General features: G+C 72.6%; 14 protein-coding genes. 6 read left to right on the top strand and 8 right to left on the bottom strand.

Annotated elements, in window-relative coordinates; all coding sequences use genetic code 11:
• Positions 1 to 49 precede the first annotated feature (49 nt).
• Both ACLJQF_RS43190 and ACLJQF_RS43195 read right to left on the bottom strand, forming a co-directional pair.
• Positions 50 to 1147 carry a calcium:proton antiporter gene (locus ACLJQF_RS43190; protein WP_410616111.1) on the bottom strand — a complete coding sequence of 366 codons (1098 nt, stop codon included), beginning with the start codon at positions 1145 to 1147 and terminating at the stop codon, positions 50 to 52.
• Positions 1132 to 2106 carry a LysR family transcriptional regulator gene (locus tag ACLJQF_RS43195; protein WP_410616112.1) on the bottom strand — a complete coding sequence of 325 codons (975 nt, stop codon included), beginning with the start codon at positions 2104 to 2106 and terminating at the stop codon, positions 1132 to 1134. Before ACLJQF_RS43195 ends, ACLJQF_RS43190 begins: the two co-directional genes overlap by 16 nt.
• A 70-nt stretch (positions 2107 to 2176) precedes the next feature.
• On the opposite strand from ACLJQF_RS43195, the gene ACLJQF_RS43200 reads away from it, so the two are divergent.
• The 3 genes from ACLJQF_RS43200 to ACLJQF_RS43210 all read left to right on the top strand — a co-directional run bounded on the left by ACLJQF_RS43200 (position 2177) and on the right by ACLJQF_RS43210 (position 5801).
• The gene (locus ACLJQF_RS43200) at positions 2177 to 3910 is read left to right on the top strand and encodes a pyruvate dehydrogenase (protein ID WP_410616113.1); all 1734 of its coding nucleotides are present in this window, start codon (positions 2177 to 2179) and stop codon (positions 3908 to 3910) included.
• A 245-nt stretch (positions 3911 to 4155) separates the two neighbouring features.
• Complete coding sequence (locus ACLJQF_RS43205) at positions 4156 to 5043, top strand: hypothetical protein (RefSeq protein ID WP_410616114.1); 888 nt, start codon at positions 4156 to 4158, stop codon at positions 5041 to 5043.
• An 89-nt stretch (positions 5044 to 5132) separates the two neighbouring features.
• Positions 5133 to 5801 carry an HNH endonuclease family protein gene (locus ACLJQF_RS43210; RefSeq protein WP_410616115.1) on the top strand — a complete coding sequence of 223 codons (669 nt, stop codon included), beginning with the start codon at positions 5133 to 5135 and terminating at the stop codon, positions 5799 to 5801.
• Here ACLJQF_RS43210 and ACLJQF_RS43215 read toward each other — a convergent pair.
• The gene (locus tag ACLJQF_RS43215; RefSeq protein WP_410616116.1) at positions 5798 to 6550 is read right to left on the bottom strand and encodes a fructosamine kinase family protein; all 753 of its coding nucleotides are present in this window, start codon (positions 6548 to 6550) and stop codon (positions 5798 to 5800) included. The two genes, ACLJQF_RS43210 and ACLJQF_RS43215, sit on opposite strands and share 4 nt — an antisense overlap.
• 54 nt (positions 6551 to 6604) lie before the next feature.
• On the opposite strand from ACLJQF_RS43215, the gene ACLJQF_RS43220 reads away from it, so the two are divergent.
• Positions 6605 to 6961, top strand: coding sequence for an MmcQ/YjbR family DNA-binding protein (locus ACLJQF_RS43220; protein ID WP_410616117.1), 357 nt, complete (start codon positions 6605 to 6607; stop codon positions 6959 to 6961).
• Here ACLJQF_RS43220 and ACLJQF_RS43225 read toward each other — a convergent pair.
• A complete protein-coding gene (locus ACLJQF_RS43225) occupies positions 6886 to 7749 on the bottom strand; it encodes a GNAT family N-acetyltransferase (RefSeq protein ID WP_410616118.1) in 864 nt (287 codons plus the stop codon). The two genes, ACLJQF_RS43220 and ACLJQF_RS43225, sit on opposite strands and share 76 nt — an antisense overlap.
• Positions 7750 to 7794: 45 nt before the next feature.
• Entirely contained in the window at positions 7795 to 9861 is a 2067-nt protein-coding gene (locus ACLJQF_RS43230) for a putative Ig domain-containing protein (RefSeq protein WP_410616176.1), read from the bottom strand.
• 206 nt (positions 9862 to 10067) lie between these two features.
• Here ACLJQF_RS43230 and ACLJQF_RS43235 point away from each other — a divergent pair, with 206 nt between their 5' ends.
• On the top strand, positions 10068 to 11273 hold the full coding sequence (locus ACLJQF_RS43235) for a phospholipase D-like domain-containing protein (protein WP_410616119.1): 1206 nt from the start codon (positions 10068 to 10070) through the stop codon (positions 11271 to 11273).
• Between the two features lie 52 nt (positions 11274 to 11325).
• Here ACLJQF_RS43235 and ACLJQF_RS43240 read toward each other — a convergent pair whose 3' ends face one another.
• Positions 11326 to 14316 (bottom strand): AfsR/SARP family transcriptional regulator, encoded by a 2991-nt coding sequence (locus ACLJQF_RS43240; RefSeq protein ID WP_410616120.1) that lies wholly within the window; start codon positions 14314 to 14316, stop codon positions 11326 to 11328.
• Positions 14317 to 14708: 392 nt separating this feature from the next.
• On the opposite strand from ACLJQF_RS43240, the gene ACLJQF_RS43245 reads away from it, so the two are divergent.
• The gene (locus ACLJQF_RS43245; protein ID WP_410616121.1) at positions 14709 to 15071 is read left to right on the top strand and encodes a DUF488 domain-containing protein; all 363 of its coding nucleotides are present in this window, start codon (positions 14709 to 14711) and stop codon (positions 15069 to 15071) included.
• A gap of 70 nt (positions 15072 to 15141) precedes the next feature.
• Here the strand turns inward: ACLJQF_RS43245 and ACLJQF_RS43250 are convergent, their stop codons facing one another.
• Together ACLJQF_RS43250 and ACLJQF_RS43255 are read right to left on the bottom strand one after the other, a co-directional pair.
• Positions 15142 to 17466, bottom strand: coding sequence for a glycoside hydrolase family 2 protein (locus ACLJQF_RS43250; RefSeq protein ID WP_410616122.1), 2325 nt, complete (start codon positions 17464 to 17466; stop codon positions 15142 to 15144).
• 76 nt (positions 17467 to 17542) lie between these two features.
• On the bottom strand, positions 17543 to 18538 hold the full coding sequence (locus ACLJQF_RS43255; RefSeq protein ID WP_410616123.1) for a LacI family DNA-binding transcriptional regulator: 996 nt from the start codon (positions 18536 to 18538) through the stop codon (positions 17543 to 17545).
• Positions 18539 to 18544: the final 6 nt, after the last annotated feature.

An 18544-nucleotide genomic window follows, 5' to 3' on the forward strand; every position in this document is an offset into this window, starting at 1 on the left:
GCCACCTTGAGGAACTTGTAGTTCGTGAAGGTGGCCTTCACGAAGTTTGTCAGGGGTTGATGGCCAGGACGAGGAAGCCTGCCAGCAGGACCAGGTGCACGCCGCCCTGGAGGCGGGTTGCCCGGCCGGGGACCACCGTCAGGACGCTGACCACCACCGTCAGGGCCAGCAGAACGATCTGGGTCGAGCCCAGGCCGAGCAGGAGCCGGCCCGGCAGCCAGACCGACGCCAGCGCGATCGCCGGGATCGTCAGGCCGATGCTCGCGATCGCCGAGCCGTACGCCAGGTTGAGGCTGATCTGCATCCGGTCGCGCTGCGCCGCGCGGACCGCCGCCAGGGTCTCCGGCAGCAGGACCAGCAGCGCGATCACCACCCCGACGAACGACTGCGGGAACCCGGCGGCGCGCACCCCGGCCTCGATCGCCGGCGATTCCACCTTCGCCAGCCCGACCACCGCGACCAGCGCCACGAGCAGCAGGGCCAGGCTGCCCAGTGCCTCGCGGTTCGACGGCGGGTCGGCGTGGTCGTCCTCCTTGACCGCGCCGTCCGCCGCCACCGGGAGGAAGAAGTCGCGGTGCCGCTTCGTCTGCGTCAGCACGAACGTCCCGTACAGCGCCAGTGACGCGAGCGCGGCGAAGGTCAGCTGCGCGGTGGAGAACTCCGGGCCGGGCGTGCTGGAGGTGAACGCCGGCAGCACCAGGCTCAGCGTGGCCAGCGTCGCAACCGTCGCCAGCGCGGCGCCACTGCCCTCGGAGTTGAACAGCGTCGTGCCGTAGCGCCGGGCGCCGACGAGCAGTGAGATGCCGACGATGCCGTTGGTCGTGATCATCACGGCGGCGAACACCGTGTCCCGCGCGAGCGAGCCCGTCTCCGGGCCGCCGGACACCATCATCGTGACGATCAGCGCGACCTCGATGACGGTGACCGCGACCGCCAGCACCAGTGAGCCGAACGGTTCCCCGACGCGGTGGGCGACGACCTCCGCGTGGTGCACCGCGGCGAGCACGGTCGCCCCCAGGGCAACGGCGACGACGGCGACGAAGACCGGGCCGAGGTCGCGGCCCCAGGCGAGCGCCAGCACGAGCACGCCGAGCACCGGGGTGACGGAGGTCCAGGACAGCAGGAAGGATCTCAGCGCGGCGACCATGCCCGCCACCCTGTCACACCACGGGCGATGTCGCGGGCCCGTACGGCCCTTCTCACATCGTCCCTTGTGGACGGTCGAGGTCGAACGGGACCAGCCGTGGCGACGACGTGGCGGCGGAAGGTTTCGCTCAGGGGCGGGAGGTTCCGGCCCGCTGCCCAGGCGAGACCGATGTCGCGCGCAGCGTCCACATCGGTCAGTTCGAGGTGCGGTGCCGGGAACGCCGCCGGGTGCGGCAGCGGCACCACGGACACGCCGAGCCCGGCGGTGACGAGGCCGCGCAGCGTCTCCACCTCGTCGCCTTCGAACCCGATCCGCGGGGTGAACCCGGCCTCGGCGCACAGCTGCTCGGTCGTCGCGCGCAGCGTGTATCCCGGGCGCAGCAGGATGAACGTTTCGTCCGCGACGTCGGCGAGGCGCACCCGCCGGCGCCCGGCGAGCCGGTGGTGCGGGGGCACGGCCAGCCGCAGGGGCTCGACGAGCAGCCGGGACCAGTGCAATTGCGGGTGCCCGGGGTCGCCGCTGGTGACGACGACGTCCGCGGTGCCGTCGAGGAGCTCCGCCTCGAGCCCCTCCTCGCCGTGCTGCCGCAGTTCGAAGCGGGCGGCGGGGTGCTCGGCGAGGAAGCCGCGCAGGATGGCGGGGACGAGCCAGGTGCCGAACGTGTGCAGGAACGCCAGCGGGACGACCCCGCTGTCCGGTGCGACCAGCTCGCCGACTTCGCGCAGGCCCTGGTCGAGCCGGTCGAGCACGAGGTCGACGTGCCGCTTGAAGGCGTGCCCGGCCGGCGTCAGCCGCAGCACCCGCCCGGACCGGCGGAACAGCTCGGCGCCGGCGTCGTGCTCGAGGCGCCGGAGTGCTCGCGACAGCGCGGGCTGGGTGAGGTGCGCCCGAGCGGCCGTCTCGGTGACGGTGGCGCCGGCCGCGACCTCGCGGAAGAGCCGCAACGTCTGCACGTCCATGCCCCCAGTGTATGGATTTTCAGCCAATCAGGCATTGGACGCATCGATCATCCGAGGCCAAGGTGGAGGTATGGCTACCGTGGCAGAACAATTGGTCCGGATCCTGCGCGATGCCGGGGTCGAACGCATCTACGGCATCGTCGGGGACAGCCTGAACCCGATCGTCGACGCGGTCCGCCGCACCGACGGCATCGATTGGGTCCACGTCCGCCACGAAGAGACGGCCGCCTTCGCCGCCGCGGCCGAAGCGCAGGTCACCGGGAAGCTCGCCGTCTGCGCGGGCAGCTGCGGGCCGGGCAACCTGCACCTGATCAACGGCCTGTTCGACGCGCATCGGTCGGGCGCGCCGGTGCTGGCGATCGCGTCGCACATCCCGTCGAACCAGATCGGCACCGGCTTCTTCCAGGAAACGCACCCGGATCGGCTCTTCGCCGAATGCAGCCACTTCAGCGAGGTCGTAGCGGACGCGGCCCAGCTGCCGCGCCTGCTCCGGATCGCCACGCAGGCCGCCGTCGGCAAGGGCGGCGTCGCGGTGCTGACCATCCCCGGCGACCTCGCCGACCGCAAGGCCACCGGCCCGCTGACCCAACGCCTCCCGCTGGTGACGCCGTCGCCCGCGGTGCCTTCTCCGGAGACCGTCCGGGAACTCGCCGACCTGCTGAACTCCGGTGAGAAGGTGATGCTCTTCGCGGGCGCGGGTGTCCGCGGCTCGCACGACGAGGTGTTGGCGCTGGCGGACCGGCTCGCCGCGCCGGTCGGGCACTCGCTCGGCGGCAAGGAGTGGATCCAATACGACAACCCCTTCGACGTCGGCATGAGCGGCCTGCTCGGCTACGGCGCCTGCTACGACGCGATGCACGAGGCCGACCGGATCGTGCTGCTGGGTACGGACTTCCCGTACGACAACTTCCTCCCGCAGGCGCACACGATCCAGCTCGACCACGACGCCTCGCGCCTCGGCCGCCGCACGCCGCTGGACCTGGCCGTGCACGGCGACGTCAAGGAGACGCTGCGCGCGCTGCTGCCGCTGCTGCGCCCGCGCACCGACCGGGCGTTCCTCGACCGGATGCTGCGTGAGCACGTGCGGAAGCTGGAGACGGTCGTCGGCGCGTACACGACGAAGATCGAGCACCGCCGCCCGATCCACCCGGAGTACGTCGCTTCGCTGCTCGACGAAGTCGCCGCGGACGACGCGGTGTTCACCGTCGACACCGGCATGGGCAACGTCTGGGCCGCCCGCTACCTGACGCCGAACGGCCGCCGCCGCGTGCTGGGTTCGTTCCGGCACGGCAGCATGGCGAACGCGCTGCCGCACGCGATCGGCGCCCAGCTGGCCCAGCCGGGCCGCCAGGTGGTGTCGCTGTCGGGCGACGGCGGGCTCGCGATGCTGATGGGCGACCTGCTGACGCTGCCGGCGTACGACGTCCCGGTGAAGGTCGTGGTGTTCAACAACGCCACGCTGGGCATGGTGAAGCTGGAGATGCTGGTCGACGGCCTCCCGGACTTCGGCACCGACCACCCCCCGGTGAACTTCGCGGCGATCGCGGCGGCCTGCGACGTGTTCTCCGAGCGCGTCGAGGACCCGGACGACGTGCGCGGCGCGCTGGAGAAGGCGTTCGCCCACCCCGGCCCGGCCGTGGTCGAGGTGGTGACGGACCCGAACGCACTGTCGATCCCGCCCCGGATCACCGGCGAAATGGTGCGCGGGTTCGCGCTGGGGGCGACGAAGACGGTGCTCAACGGCGGCGTCGGCAAGATGATCGACCTGGCGCGGGCCAACCTGCGCAACACCCCACGGCCGTAGTCTCCGGTCCGGAAGCGGGTGCGGTCCATTGTGGACCGCACCCGCTTTTGGCGCGCCGGAGCCGCCGCCCCGGCTACGCACGGTGGTGATCGACCACTCGTTCGGCTGCTGGGGGAGGGGCGGGGTTGCCTCTTACCGTCGAGGGAGTGCTCGCCGTAGGCGTCGTGGGAGGTGTGACCGGCGTGCTCGTGGCCCTCCAGCGAACCGGCGCAGACCGGCCGCTTCGACCGGCGGCGGAGCATGTGGTGGCGTTGCTGCGATCGTGGGGCCCGGGCCCGCAGCACCTGCCGGGGCTGGCGCTCGCGGGCATCACGCTGCAAAGCCGGCTGGGTCCCCGGCTGGTGGACGCGCTGGTGTTCACCAGGTCCGGAGTGGTGGTGATCGCGGCTCACGAACCCGGCCCGGCGGAGTGGCCGGGCCCGGGCGACCGGACGGGAGCGGCGGTGGCGGCGGCACGGGGCGCGCTGGCCGGCCACGAAGGCGGCCGGCACGTGACGGGCCTGGTCGCGGTGGTCCCGCCGTCCCGGGGGAACGGGACGGGCGCGGGCGAGCAGGAGCTGCGGTTGAGCGAGTGGGCGGCGGTTGCGCAGACGGGCGAACCGGAGGTGGTCCCCGAAGCCGAGCTCGACCTGCTGGTGAACAGGGCAGGAGCCGAGCAGGCGCCGGCCGGCCGTGAGTTCGCCCCGTCGGCCCTCCGGTGGCCCGACCCGCATCCGGTACCCGGTGTTGCGGTCGTCCTCGCCGATCCGCGCGGCCTGCGGCGGATCATCGCCCAGCACAACCGGTGGCGGACCGTCTGGTCGGCCGATGATGTCCTCGACGCTTGCTACGCTCTCTCCCTCGCGCACCTCGCCCCGCCCCGGGCCGCGCTCATCGCCGAGGGGTTTCCGGCGCAGCTTCCGGTGCTCGACCGGCTGCCCGAACTGCCCGCCGTCATCCCCGTGCTCCCGGAACCGCCGCCGGTGGCCGAAGACGATCCCGTCCCGTGGACTCCGTCGGCGCGAGGGGCCGTCTTCCCGCGGCAGCGGCCGATCCGGCAGATCCCCTGGGCCCTGCTCTTCGTGCTCATCGTGCTCGTCACCGTGGGCGTCGTGGCCGCGGTCTTCGTCGCGCAGGTCTTTCACGGCTCTTGACCCGTTTGGATCGCGTCAACTACGCCATCTGCACCGTTTCCCGGACGCGTTCGCTGGGCACCTCCCGGTGGATGTGAAAGGGGTTCACGATGCCGCGCACCCAAGCGCTTGTCCTTCTCGCCGTCCTCGCGGGTTCGTCGCTGACCGGCTGCAAGCTCGCCGACGAACTGGCGTCCGGGGCCGGCCCCTCGACCCAGGCGCCCGGGACGGTCGCCGCGCCGCGGGTCGCGCCCGCGGAGGCGCGCAGCGAGCTCGCGGCGCTGAAGATCGCCGTGCGCGGCACCATGGACGGCTACAGCCGCGACGAGTTCCCGCACTGGGACAAGGTCGACGCGAACTGCGACGTCCGCGAGCAGGTCCTCAAGCGCGACGGCAAGGACGTCAAGACCGACGCGCAGTGCGCCGCGAAGTCCGGCACCTGGGTCAGCCCCTACGACGGCGAGACCTGGCACAAGGCGTCCGATGTGGACATCGACCACATGGTCCCGCTCGGGCAGGCCTGGATCAGCGGCGCGAAGAGCTGGACGCGGGAACGGCGTGAGCAGTTCGCGAACGACCTCGTCCGCCCGCAGCTGAGGGCGGTCACCGACAACGTCAACGAGCAGAAGAGCGACAAGGCCCCCGACGCGTGGAAGCCGCCGCTGGTGTCGTACTGGTGCGCCTACGCCACCGACTGGATCATCGTGAAGCGCAACTACGGCCTGACGATCACGGTGCCGGAGAAGACGGCACTGGAATCGATGTTGCAGCGCTGCTAGAACGAGCGGGCCGCGGCCACCGCCTGTTCGGCGTAGGACCGTCCGAACAGGACGGTGTGCACCAGCAGCGGGAACAGTTGGTGCAGCCCGATCCGGTCGCGCCAGCCGTCGGCCAGGGGTGTCGCCTCTTCGTAGGCGGCGACGACGCGGTCGAGGTGCGGGCAGCCGAACAGGTGCAGCATCGCCAGGTCCGTCTCGCGGTGCCCGCCGTGGGCGGCCGGGTCGATCAGCCACGCCTCGCGCCCGTCCCACAGGACGTTGCCGTTCCAGAGGTCGCCGTGCAGCCGCGCGGGCGGCTCGGCCGAAGCCGGGATGCGGGCGCACGCCCGCTCGAACAACGCCGCCTCGGCCGGGCCGAACGTCCCCGCGTCCACCGCCGGCCGGACGTAGGGCAGCACCCGGGCGGAGGCGTACCAGGACGCCCAGTCGTCCGCCGGGACGTTGGCCATCGGCGCCCGGCCGATCCACGCGTCGGAGGGTCCGTCCGGCGGCGGTGCGCCGAACGCCGGCGCGCCTGCGGCGTGCAATCCGGCCAGCCCGCGGCCGAAGCGCTCCGCCGCCGAGGCCGACGGTCGTCCGGCCGGGACGCGGTCGATGACCAGCCGGTCCCGGTCGTGGCTGCGGACGACCGGCACCGGCACCGTGCCCGCCGCGGCCAGCCAGCGCAGGCCTGCCACTTCGGCCGCCGTCGCGCCGGGAGCGTGGCCCCGCTTGACCACCACCTCGCGGCCGGCTCCGGACTCGGTCATGTTCCGCACGGTACCGGCGCGCTACGGTGGGCGCCGGAGAACAGGGGGACGACGGTGACGGTCCAGGTCCGGGAACTCGAACAGCTGCTCGGCAAGCTGGCGGAGGTCCAGCGCTCGGAGGCGCGCGACTACTCGTCGTTCAGCGTGCGCGGCAAGCGGTTCGGGTACTTCTGGCCGCGGACGCGGACCGTCGGCCTCAAGCAGACCGTGTCCGAGCAGCTGGCCCTGGTCTCGGAACGGCCGGACGTGTTCGAGGTGCAGTTCACCGCCGGCGGCTTCGGCTGGGTGGTCGTGTACCTCGACGGCATCGCCGCCGACGAACTCGCGGAGCTCCTCTACGAGGCCTGGCGGCTGTCGGCGCCGGAGGAGCTCGTCGCCGAGGTGCCCTTCACCAGGATCGCCCGCGCGTAGAGCAGGTCGAAACCCTGCCGCTGGGCGTTCTGCTGTGACTTCGACCCCGGTAGCGTGGTGACGATGGCGACGTCGCACCCCGCCGCGGTGGCCGCGGCGAGCCGGGTGCGCAGCAGGGCCGTCTGGACGCCGCGGCGGCGGTGGGCGGGCATGGTCGCGGCGCCGGCGAACTGCGCGATCCCGTCGGTGACCCGGAAGCTCGCGCCGCCGGCGAACTCGCCGTCCCGTTCCGCGGTGTACCGCCGGACCCCGGCCATGTCCCGCAGCGCGTTCACGATGATCTCCGGGGTGAAGTCTTCGTGCGAAGGCAGGCCTTCGGTATCGGTGACCATGGAGGCGCCGGCGATGGCGGCCAGCCAGGTTTCCAGCTCGTCCTCCCGGCACGGCCGGACCTCGCCGTCGGCGGCTTCCACCGGGCCGCCGAGGCGCCGGCCGAGCACGTTCTCGTACGACTCCAGCCGGTAGCCGCGCGCGGTCAGGAACGTCCCGACGGCGGGATCGGCCAGGTGGCACAGCTCGACCTGCACCGGCGCGCCCAGCTCGGCGAAGGCCGCTTCGACCTCGTCGAGGCCTTCGGGCACGCCGGCGAAGCCGAGGCCCGCGACCTTGTTGAACGGCGAGTCCGCCTCGGCGAAGGCGGCGACACCCCCGGCGAGCGGGCGGGTGAAGCCGAGCGCATCCCCGAGCCGCACGCGGGCGGCAGCACTGCACTCGACGACGAACCGTGCCTCCGCGCGTTCGATGCGCTCGGCCAGAGCTGTGTCGCAAAAGAGCCGTTCCCCGTCCACGTCCCCACAGTGGCGGACGTGGACGGGGAACTCCAACCGGTTTTCTCAGCCCTCCACGCGGTGCGAAGCCCAGAACGACGTCAGGTCGGTCGACCCGGCCGCCGCCTGTGCCGCGGCCTTGAACTCGGCCGTGGTCGACACGCCGTACCAGTGCGACTGGGCGTAGGACTTCAGCAGGTTCGCCATCGCCGTGTCGCCGATCAGCCGCCGCAGGTCGTGCAGGGTGCACTTGCCGTAGTTGTAGACCACCGTGGAGTACCGGGACGAATGCGCGTCCCAGTAGGCCATCGAGTTGGTCAGCTTCTCCGCGCTCGACTGCCACGTGATGCCGCAGCCGCTGCCGGTGATCCCGCGGTAGAGGTCGGTGGCGTAGTCGGTGAAGCTCTCGTCGAGCCACGGCGAGGTGTACTCGTCGTCGCCGACGATCCCGTAGAACCACTGGTGCGCCAGCTCGTGGGGGAGTGCCGTGGTCGAGACGAGGTCGAGCACGAAGCCCGGGTACTCCATGCCGCCGAACCAGAAGTTGTTGTCCAGCACCACGTCCACCTCACCGTACGGGTAGTCGCCGAAGCGGCCCGAGTGGACGTCGATGGAGTCGGCGGCCAGCGTCAGCATCTGGTTGGCACTGCTGGTGGAGATCCCGCTGACGGAGTAGACGTTGACCCGCACGCCCTTGCCGGACGTCGTGGCGATCTTCGCGAACGGCCCGGCGGCCCACGCGAAGTCGCGCACCTTGGCCGCCACCGCGTGCGTGGTGGTCGTGGTGCCGCTGGTCGTCTCGGTCGAGCTGCCGGTGGCCGGGGTCAGCAGCGATGTCGGGTGCACCAGCGTGACGTCGAAGTCGCTGATCACCGTGTAGAACGACTCGCCGTTGTTCGTGTACGGGTCGAGGTGCCAGCCCGCGCCGTCGCGGACGGCGAGCACCGGCAGGGCGTTGCCGATCATGTTGTACGCGCCGTCGTGGCCGAACCGGTCGGCGCCGCTGGGCACGACGATCTTCAGGTCGAAGCCGATGGTCGCCGACTGACCCTGTGCCAGGGGGGCGGGCAGCGTGATCTTCATGGCCGTGCAGTTCACGCTCAGCGCGGACGCCGTGCCGCCGGTGACGTTCGTGACCGTGATCGGCGTCGTCGGACAGGCGCCGTGGTAGTTGTCCCAGAGCCGCAGGTTCACCTCGGGCAGTGCGGTCGCCGAGCCGTTGGTGAAGCTGACGCTCTGGTGACCGGTCCACGTGTCGCCCGCGGTGTTCGACGTCAGGTTCACCGTGTACGCGGGGTTGATCGGCGTGCGCGTCGAGTCGGCGGGGGCGGCCGAGATCGTCCAGGTGAACGTGGCGCTGCCGCTGTTGCCGGCCGGGTCCTGCGCCGTCACGGTCACCGAGGACGTGCCCGCGGTGGTCGGCGTGCCGGTGATCTTGCCCGTGCTCGCGCCGATCGCGAGGCCCGCGGGCAGGCCGGTGGCGCTGTAGGTGAGCGCGTCGCCCTGCGGGTCACTCGCCTGGATCTGCAGCGACGCGGCTTGGCCGACGGCGCCGGTCTGGGCGCCGGGCGAGGTGACGACCGGCGACTGCGAGGTCCCGGCGGTGGTCAGCGCGAAGTCGTCGAGGACGAAGTTGGTGGCCAGGCTGGAATCCTCGGTTCCGGTGAGCTTCAGCGTCACGGTCTGGCCGAGGTAGCGGGAGACGTCCACGGTGCGCTGGACGTAGCCGGTGTTCTTGTCCAAGTTGGAGTAGCTGGCGAGAGTGTCGGAACCCGCCTGCACCACCAGCTTGTCGTACTTCGTGCTGGTGGTCGTCTCCTTGGTGTCGATGTGCTGCCACCACGAGAGCGTCGCCGACGCGCAGCCGGCGGGGAGTGTCAGGGATTGGGACAGGGTGTCGGTGTGCGTGCTGCCGGTGCCGTCCAGGCGGGCGAGCATCGTCCCGCCGTGCGCGGGTTGCGCCGTGGTGGCGGCGGTGATGACGCCGGTGGTCTGGGTCCACGGCGTGGTGCCGCTCTCGAACCCGCCGTTGCCGACGATCTGGTCACCGCACACCGCGGCGGCCTCGGCCGGCGTGGCGACGGCGACAGTGCCCAGCAGGCCGATGGCCACGCCGAGCACGGCAGGAAGCACCCTCGATCTCATGGAGGTCGTCCTTTCCCGGCTCCGCCCGTGGGAGCCAGGAGAAGCGTCCCCTTCGGTCCGGATGGGCGGAACCCGCCAAGAGTCGGGTTCCTGCTGCCCGGGCGCCCCTTTCGTCGTGTATGCGCGGCAACGTCCGGGTGTACGGATCTTGTACGGCTCCTTGCGAGCTTGGGTCCTTCCGACAGGAGGAAGTCATGGCCCCCAAGTTCAAGGCGCTCACCGTGGCCGTCGGTGCGCTGCTCGCGCTGGCCGGCAGCGGCGTCGCGCACGCCGCGTCGACACCGGTGACCGCCGAGGCCACCGGCATGGAAGCGATCTTCAACAACCCGCCCGAGAACGGCGACCGCGACCACTCCATCGAAACGCGGCTGGTCGAGCTGACCAACGGGACCCCGGCCGGTGCCGAGATCCACATCTCCCTCTTCAGCTGGACGCGGCCGGCGCTCGCCGAGGCGATCAAGGCGGCGCAGGCCCGTGGCGTCAAGGTGCGGATCGCCCTCGACGGTGCCGCCGACGACGACCCCGCCAACACCGCGATGCCGATCCTCAAGTCCGCCGGGCTCACCCAGCTGGTCTTCTGCGGCACCGGCGGTGACAACACCGGGTGCATCGCCCACGACGGCAGCCCGCACTCGATCAACCACGACAAGCTGTGGATGTTCTCCGAGACCGAGGGCAAGAAGGACGTCGTCGTCATCGGCTCGTACAACCTGACCACGGTGCAAGGCACCATGTTCAACAACGCCCTGCTCACCTACGGCGACGCCGACCTGTACGGCTTCTACCGCGGGCACGTGCAGAAGATGCTGGCGCAGAAGAAGAACAACAACTATTTCGACGACGCCGGCTACCACAAGACGCTGACCACGATGGTCACCAGCTACCTCTCGCCGCGCGCCGACGCCAAGGGCGGCGCCTCGGAGGAGTTCGCCACCGACACGTGGGCGCAGCTGCTGAAGTACATCACCAAGTACGAAGCGGGCTGCTCGCTCAACGTCGTGCAGGCCAACATCGCCGACTCGCGCACGCCGGTCGTCACCGAGCTGGTCCGCATCGCGAAGCTGGGCTGCAAGGTCCGGATCGTCTACGACGACATGGGTACCGCGGCGTTGGCCGCCCTCAAGGGCAAGGCGAACGTGACCCTCAAGAAGTTCAACACGACCGCGAACGACCGCGAGATCACCGTGCACTCGAAGTACATGCTCTACACGGGCAACTACAGCGAGAAGGCCGGCCGGGCGCTCGTGTTCACCGGCTCGCACAACATCTCCGGCGCGGCCCTTCGCGACAACGACGAAATCCTGATCAAGGTCGAGAACGCCGGGATCAGCGCGGCCTACCAGGACAACTTCAGCACCATCCTGGCCCGTGCCAAGTGCTCGGCGCCGGCCACCTGCTGAGCCAAGTTCGTGAAGGCCACCTTGAGGAACTTTATCTTCCTCAAGGTGGCCTTCACGAACTTTCGCCGTCCGGAACGCCGAGGGTGCGGGCGGCGCGGGTTTCGAGGGGCCGGTAGCCCGCCTGGGCGGCGAGTTTGATCGCGGCTTCGCCGTGGGTGCGCGCCTGTTCGGCGTCACCCTCGGCGAGGGCCGCTTCGGCGAGACCGGTCAACGCCGCGGCTTCGCACCACGTGAAGCTGGTTTCGCGGGCGATGTCCAGCGCGGCCGTCAAGTGCTGGACAGCTTCCGCCGGGCGGTCCAGCCGGAGGCAGGTCTCGCCGAGCGCGGCCAGCGCCGACGCCTCGGTGCCGCGGTCGCCGATGCGGCGGGTCAGCTCGACGGCGTCGGCCGCGTCGGTCAGGGCCCGGGTGGCGTCGCCCGCCCGGGCCTCCATGAGCGCGCGGCCGGACAGCGCCGCCGCTTCGCCGTACTGGTAGCCGAGTTCCCGGTTGGCGGTCAGGGCCCGCTCGTAGAACCCGGCCGCGACGGCGTTGCCGAGATCGCGGTGGACGTGCCCGAGGTCGACCAGCAGCACGGCCACGCTGAACCGCGCGCCGTCGCGTTCGGCGATGTCCAGGGCGCGGCCGAAGTGGCCGAGCGCGGCGTCGAAGTCGCCGACCTGGCCGCAGGCGAACCCGAGGTTGGCCAGCGCCATGGTGATGCCCGGCATGGCCGTCTCTTCGCACAGCCGCAACGCTTCCAGGCCGCACGCGATCGCCTCGTGCGCGTCGCCGAGGCGCTGGAGCACGGCGCTGAGGTTGTTGAGCGCCGCGGCGCGCCCGGCCGGCCAGTCCGCCGCCAGCCCGTCGGACAGGACCGTCGTCAGGTGGGCGCGGGCGTCGGCGTAGCGGCCGCTGTTGACGCCGGCGAGTGCGATGGACAGCCGCATCGCCGCCTGCGCCTGCCGGTCGCCGTCGGCCTGGGCGGCGGTCAGCGCCGTCGTGGCCGTGTCGATCCACTCCGTGTGGTGGCCGCGGTGGTGGAAGAACGCCCGCAGCGCGTCGGCCAGGTGCCACGCGTACTCGCGCGGGCCGTGCGCCGCCGCGTGTTCGACGGCGGCGGCGAGGTTCGGCCACTCCGTGTCCAGCCAGGCCAGCGCGTCTTCGGTGCCCTCGAACGCCGGTTCCGGTTCGGGCCGGGGGAGCCGGAGGAAGTGGGGGATCAGCAGGCGTCCCGCCGCGTCGGCCGTCGCCAGGTAGTGGTCGAACAGCCGCCGCCGGGCCGCGTCCCCGTCGGCGGCGGTGTCGTCGGCCGCGACCCGCCCGCCCGCGTAGCTGCGCAGCAGGTCGTGGAAGCGGTAGCGGCCGGGCAGGTGCCGTTCGACGAGGTTGGCCGCGGCGAGGGCCTTGAGCTGCTGGCCCGCGCGGCCGTCGGCGACCGCGGCGAGCCGCGCGGCGACGGGTGCGGTGAACGTCTGGCCCGGCACCAGCGCGAGCCGCCGGAACAGCAGGCGGTGCTCGGCGGGCAAAGCCCGGTACGACACGGAGAACGCCGTCGTGACGGCGCTTTCTTCGGCACCGTCGACGCTCAGCCCGGCGAGCGGGTCGCCGTCGGCGAGCTCCCGGGTCAGTTCGGCGATGCCCGACACCTCGCCGGCGCCGAGGTTCGCCGCGGCCAGCCGCAGGGCGAGGGGGAGGTGCCCGCACAGCCGGGCCAGCTCCGCCGCCGCGGCCGGCTCGGCGGCGACCGCGGGCGGCCCGAGCACGGTTTCCAGCAGCTGCCGGGAATCCTCGGCCGGCAGCACGGACAGCGGCACCGCCCGCGCACCGGTGCGGGCGATGAGGTCGCCGAGCCGCTGGCGGCTGGTGACCAGCACCGTGCCCGACGGCGGCAGCAGCGGCGTCACCTGGGCGCTGTCGCGGGCGTTGTCGAGCAGGACGAGCACCTGCCGGTCGGCCAGCAGCGAGCGCCAGAGCGCGGTGCGGCCGTCCGGGTCCGGCGGGATGGCGCGCGGCTCGGTGCCCAGCGCCCGCAACAGCTGCGCGGCCGCGACGGCCGGGGTGAGCGGCTCGTGGTCCGGGTCGAACCCGCGCAGGTCGAGGTAGAGCTGGCCGTCACCGAACCGGTCGCGGACGCGGTGCGCCCAGCGGACGGCGAGCGCGGTCTTGCCGACGCCGGCGGTGCCGGTGACCACGCGGATGTCCGCCCCGGGCCCGGGGTCCGCCGGTTCGTCGAGCCGGGCCAGCTCGGCCGCGCGGCCGGTGAAGCCGCGGACGTCGTGGGGCAGCTGGGCCGGGCGCACCGGTTCGGGCGGCGGCTCCGGGGCGGCGTCGAGCGCCGGGTCGGCGGCGAGGATCGCGGTTTCCAGCCGGGTCAGCTCCGGTGAGGGGTCGAGCCCGAGCTCGGTGCCGAGCCGGGCGCGCAGGCCGCGGAAGGCGGCGAGGGCGTCGTCGGTGCGACCCTCGCGGTGCAGGGCGAGCATGAGCTGGCCGACGAACCGCTGCCGGAGCGGGTGCGCGGCGACCAGCGTCGTCAGTTCGGCGAGCACGTCGCGGCCCCGGCCGAGCCGCAGCTGCGCGTCGATGCGGTCTTCGAGTGCGCTCCAGCGGGCTTCGTTCAGCCCGGCGAGGAGCAGCTCGGCGACTTCGCCGGACGCGGCGCCGGCGAGGGCGTCGCCCCGCCAGAGCGCGAGGGCCTCGTCGAACAGTTCGACGGCGGCCTCGTCGCGGGCTGCCCGGGCTCGGCGGGCCAGCGCGGTGAACCGGTGGGCGTCGATGGTGTCCGGGTCCGCGCGCAGGACGTACCCGTGCCCCTCGGTGACGAGTTCGGGGCCGCCGGCGGCGCGGAACACCGCACGCAGCCGCGAGACCAGCGCTTGGACGGTGTTGCGCGCGCTGGCCGGGGGATCGTCGGGCCAGAGCAGGTCGACGAGGTTGTCGAGGGCGACCGGACGGGGTGCATCGAGGAGCAGGACGGCGAGGACCAGGCGCTGCTTGCGGGAGCCGAGATCGACCGGGTCGCCGTCCGCCGTCGCCTCGACGGCGCCGAGGACGCGGAACTCCACCCGGCCACCTCCCCTCACGTTCACCCGATCGTGGCGTGCAAGCGTACTGCAAGCGTGGTGCAGGCCCGGTCCGCCATCCTGGCGGGGCTGCAGGACATGCTCCCGACGATGTCCACGGCCGGCTCGGCCGCCAGGAAACCGGCGGATTCGGCTGTCGTTGTTCCACGGGCGGCACGAGCTGGGGGTAGGACCACCACGGCGACCCCTCCACGGTCGCCGTGGTGGCCCTTTTTTCGATGTGCCCGTGCCGGTTCCTGCCCGGGGCAGCTTCGCCGACGGTGTCTTGAATGACTCATTCAGGGCGTCGGAGGTCCTGAATGAGTCATTCAAGACACTCGCGCGAGTGCGGCGTTCCGGTGGCGGCACGCCTCCCCCCGACGCAGAATGCGCGCATGCAGCCGACGGTCGTCCGGGTGGCGCGCCTGGCCGACCCGGCCGGGCCCGCCGACGGCGTCCGCGTGCTCGTGGAACGGCTCTGGCCCCGCGGCACGGCCCGGACGGCGGTGGTCCTCGACGGCTGGTACCGCGGCCTGGCCCCGTCCGACGAGCTTCGCACCTGGTACGGCCACGACCCGGAGCGGTTCGCGGAGTTCGCCGAGCGCTACCGAGCGGAACTGCGCGAGCCGGAGCGTGTGGCCGCGCTCGCGCGGTTGCGGGAGCTGGCCGGGGACGGCCCGGTGACCCTCCTGACGGCGAGCAGATCCCCGTCGATCAGCCAGGCTGCCGTGCTGGCGGCGGTGCTCGCCGGGGAGTGAGCCCGTGTCGTCCCCCTGAGTACGCGTGTCGTCCGTCCAGGTACGCGTGTCGTCCATCCCGAGGCCGGGCTCAGGAGCGCGTCGCGTTCGCCGTCGCCCGCACGGTCGCCGTGGCCGAGCCGAGCGTCTCGTGGCGGGCCGTCAGCACCAGCGTCCCCGGCGGTCCCGCGAACGGCCGCAGCCACACCGCGGCCGCACCGCCTGTCGCTCCGAAGTCCAGCACCGGATCGCCGACCAGCTCGCCCGGGCCGGTCAGCGTCAGCCGCACCTCTCCCGGCGTGCCCGCGCGCAGCGTCCCGAACCGGTCCACCGCCGCCACCACCACGCGGGTCGCGTCGCTCCCGTCCGCGCGCAGCTCCGGATCGTCGGGCACGCAGCTGAGCACGTCCGAACCCCGGTCCCCGCCGAACCGGCGGCTGACGACCAGCCGCCCGTCCGCGTAGCCGTCGATGCGCAGCTGCGGCCGCCGCCCCCTGGGCACCACCAGATCGGCCGCGAACGGCGGGTGACGCAGGTGCGGGAAGTCCGCGCGCCGGCTGCGGGCCTCGCCTGCCGGGCGGTCGTCGAGGAACAGCAGCAGGCGGTCGCAGTTGGACCAGATCGTCGCCCCTGGCCCGGGCCCGGACGGCCGCTCCGTGAAGTCCCAGGCGAAGCCGGGCTCCACGACCGCCCGCACCCGCGGGTCGCCCTGCGAGGCGTAGAAGGCCGCGGCCGGCTTGGGGATCCGGAAGATGTCCGACACCCCGGCGTACTTCGACCCGCCGACCGACCGCTGCCAGCCCGACGGGTAGTCGAACGCGCACCAGGCGAGCAGCCCGCAGTAGCGGTCGTCGGCGGCGGCCAGGTCGTGGGCCTTCGCGTGCAGTTCCGCCTGCTGCCGGACGCCCGGGACATCCGTGCGGCGGTACGCGTGGGGCCCCGCGAGCGTGCCGATCGTCTCCGTCACCAGGTACGGCACCCCCGGCCGCGGCGGGCGCAGCCGGAAGGGCGCGCCGCGGCGGGCGGTGTAGTCGTTGTAGGCCAGCACCTCGACGTCGCTGCCGGCGAACCGCCCGAGCGTGGTGCTGGCCAGCGCGCCGCTGGTCGGCCGGGACGGGTCGAGCCGCCGGGCGAGCCGGCCGGTCCGCTGGTACATCGCCGTCGTGCCGTTGGCCTCGTTCACCCGGGTGCCCCAGACGACGATGCTCGGGTGGTTGCGGTCGCGCACGACCATGCCTTCGACGTCGGCCAGGTTCCGCCGCTGCCAGGCGTCGTCCCCGACGTGGCCCCAGCCCGGGATCTCCTCCCACACGAGCAGGCCCAGCTCGTCGCAGGCGTCGAGGAACGCGCTCGATTGCGGGTAGTGCGAACAGCGGACCATGGTGCAGTTCAGTTCGCGACGCAGGATCTCGGCGTCGCGCCGCTGGACGCGATCCGGCAGCGCGCCTCCGGAGAACGGGTACCACTGGTGGCGGTTGAGGCCGAACAGCTTGAGCCGCCGCCCGTTGAGGAAGAAGCCGTCGGTGGTGAACCGCGCGTCGCGGAACCCGGTCCGCACCACCCGCTGGTCGAGGGCGCGCTTGCCGGACTCGACCGTCACCACGACCTCGCACAGGGCAGGATCCTCGACGTCCCAGAGCCGCACCCCGCCGAGCCCGCCGACGTCGAATTCGACGGTCGTGCCGCGCACCGCCGCGGCGCCGCGGCCGAGTTCGCGGCCGCCTTGCCGCACCGACGCGGTCACCTGGCCCGCGACGGGTGCGTCGAGCGTGCAGGTCAGGTGCAGCGATCGTTCGGGGGAGAGGACGTCGACGGGCCGCGCGAAGACGTCGGTCAGCCGGATCCGGGGCACCGCGCCGACCGTGGCCGGGCGGTAGATCCCGGCGGGCTGGTAGAAGTCGATCACCGACGGCCCGCCGCGCGGCAGATTGGGCGGGACGTCCAGCGCCCACCGCCCGTCGACGACCACGGCGAGCACGTTGTCGCCCGCGACGACGTCCGGCAGCGCCACCTCGAAGGGCAGGTAGCCGCCTTCGTGGGTGGCGACGAGCCGGCCGTTGAGGTGCACCTCGGCGTTGGTCATGACGCCGTCGAAGCGCGCGGTGTGGCGATCGGCGGCCGACGCGGTGAAGTGCTTGCGGTAGATCCACCGGTCCTGCCAGGACGCCGGATCCCACCCGGTCCACGAAAGCGGGGTGACGCAGTGGGGCAGTTGCACCGGCGAGAGGTCGATCTCGTCGAAGCCGAGCTCGGTGCAGCCGTCGTCGTACCGCCCGAAGAGCCAGAAATCGCCCAGCCGCACCGCATCCGGCCCGGGCGCGGCGTGCCCTGCCGACCCGGCGGCGACGCCGAGCAACGCGGCTCCACCGGCGGCCAGGAACCCGCGCCGGGACAGTCGCGGGTGCGGGTCGGCCATCGGTGACCTCCGTGCTCGGGCTCCACCGGGTTATCGCTTGTGGCCGGTTAGACGTCACAAACGATCAGCGGGTTGCTCAGCGCAGGGTCGAAGCGCGCACCACCAGCTCCGGGGTGAACACGACCTTCCGGTGTTCGTGGCCGGTTTCGGACACCTCCGCCAGCAGCAGCTCCACCGCCGTGCGGCCCAGGCGCCGACGCGGCTGGCGGACCGATGTCAGCGGGACCGCGGCCGCCGCGGCGAACTCGATGTCGTCGTAGCCCACGATCGCCAGGTCCTCCGGGACGCTCATGCGGAGGTTCGCGCACGTCTGCAGCAGGCCGAGGGCGACCAGGTCGTTCGCGCAGAACGCCGCGGTGGGGCGGACCGGCGCCGGCAGGCCGGCCAGGCGCTGGCCCGCGCCGCGACCGTCGGCCACCGTCAGCGCCGTCGTCGTCAGGTCGACCAGGTGGTCCGGGCCGAGCCCGGCCGCTTCCAGGGCGCGCAACGCGCCGAGGCGGCGGTCGCGGACCTGGCCGACCGTCGTGTGGTTGCCGATGAAGGCGATCCGCTCGTGGCCCTGCTCGACCAGGTGGCGGACGGCGATCTCGCCGCCGTGGACGTCGTCGACCGCGACCGAGCAGTGCGTGGTGCCTTCGGGTGTGCGGTCGACGACGACCACCGGGGTGCCGCGGCGCGCGATCTCGCCCAGCAGCGGGGCGTCCGGGTCGACCGGCGTGATGAGGACACCCTGGACGCGCTGCTGTTCGAGGCGCCCGAGGTAGGCCGCCTCCCGGGACGGCTGGTGCGCGCTGTTGCAGAGGAACAGCGACAGGTCGCCCGCGTCGGCGGCGTCTTCCATCCCGGCCGCGACGTCGGTGAAGAACGGGTTGCTGCCGTCGAGCATCACGTAGGCCAGCACCCGGCTGCGCCCGGCCCGCAGCTGGCGCGCGGATTCGTTGCGCACGAAGCGGAGTTCGGCCATCGCGGCCTCGACCCTGGCCCGGGTCGCCGGGCTGACCCGGTCGGGCCGGTTGAGCACGTTGGACACCGTGCCGAGCGAGACGCCGGCGGCCGCCGCGACCTCCTTCATGCCCGC

This window comes from Amycolatopsis sp. lyj-109, from assembly GCF_046548995.1.
Taxonomy (GTDB): domain Bacteria; phylum Actinomycetota; class Actinomycetes; order Mycobacteriales; family Pseudonocardiaceae; genus Amycolatopsis.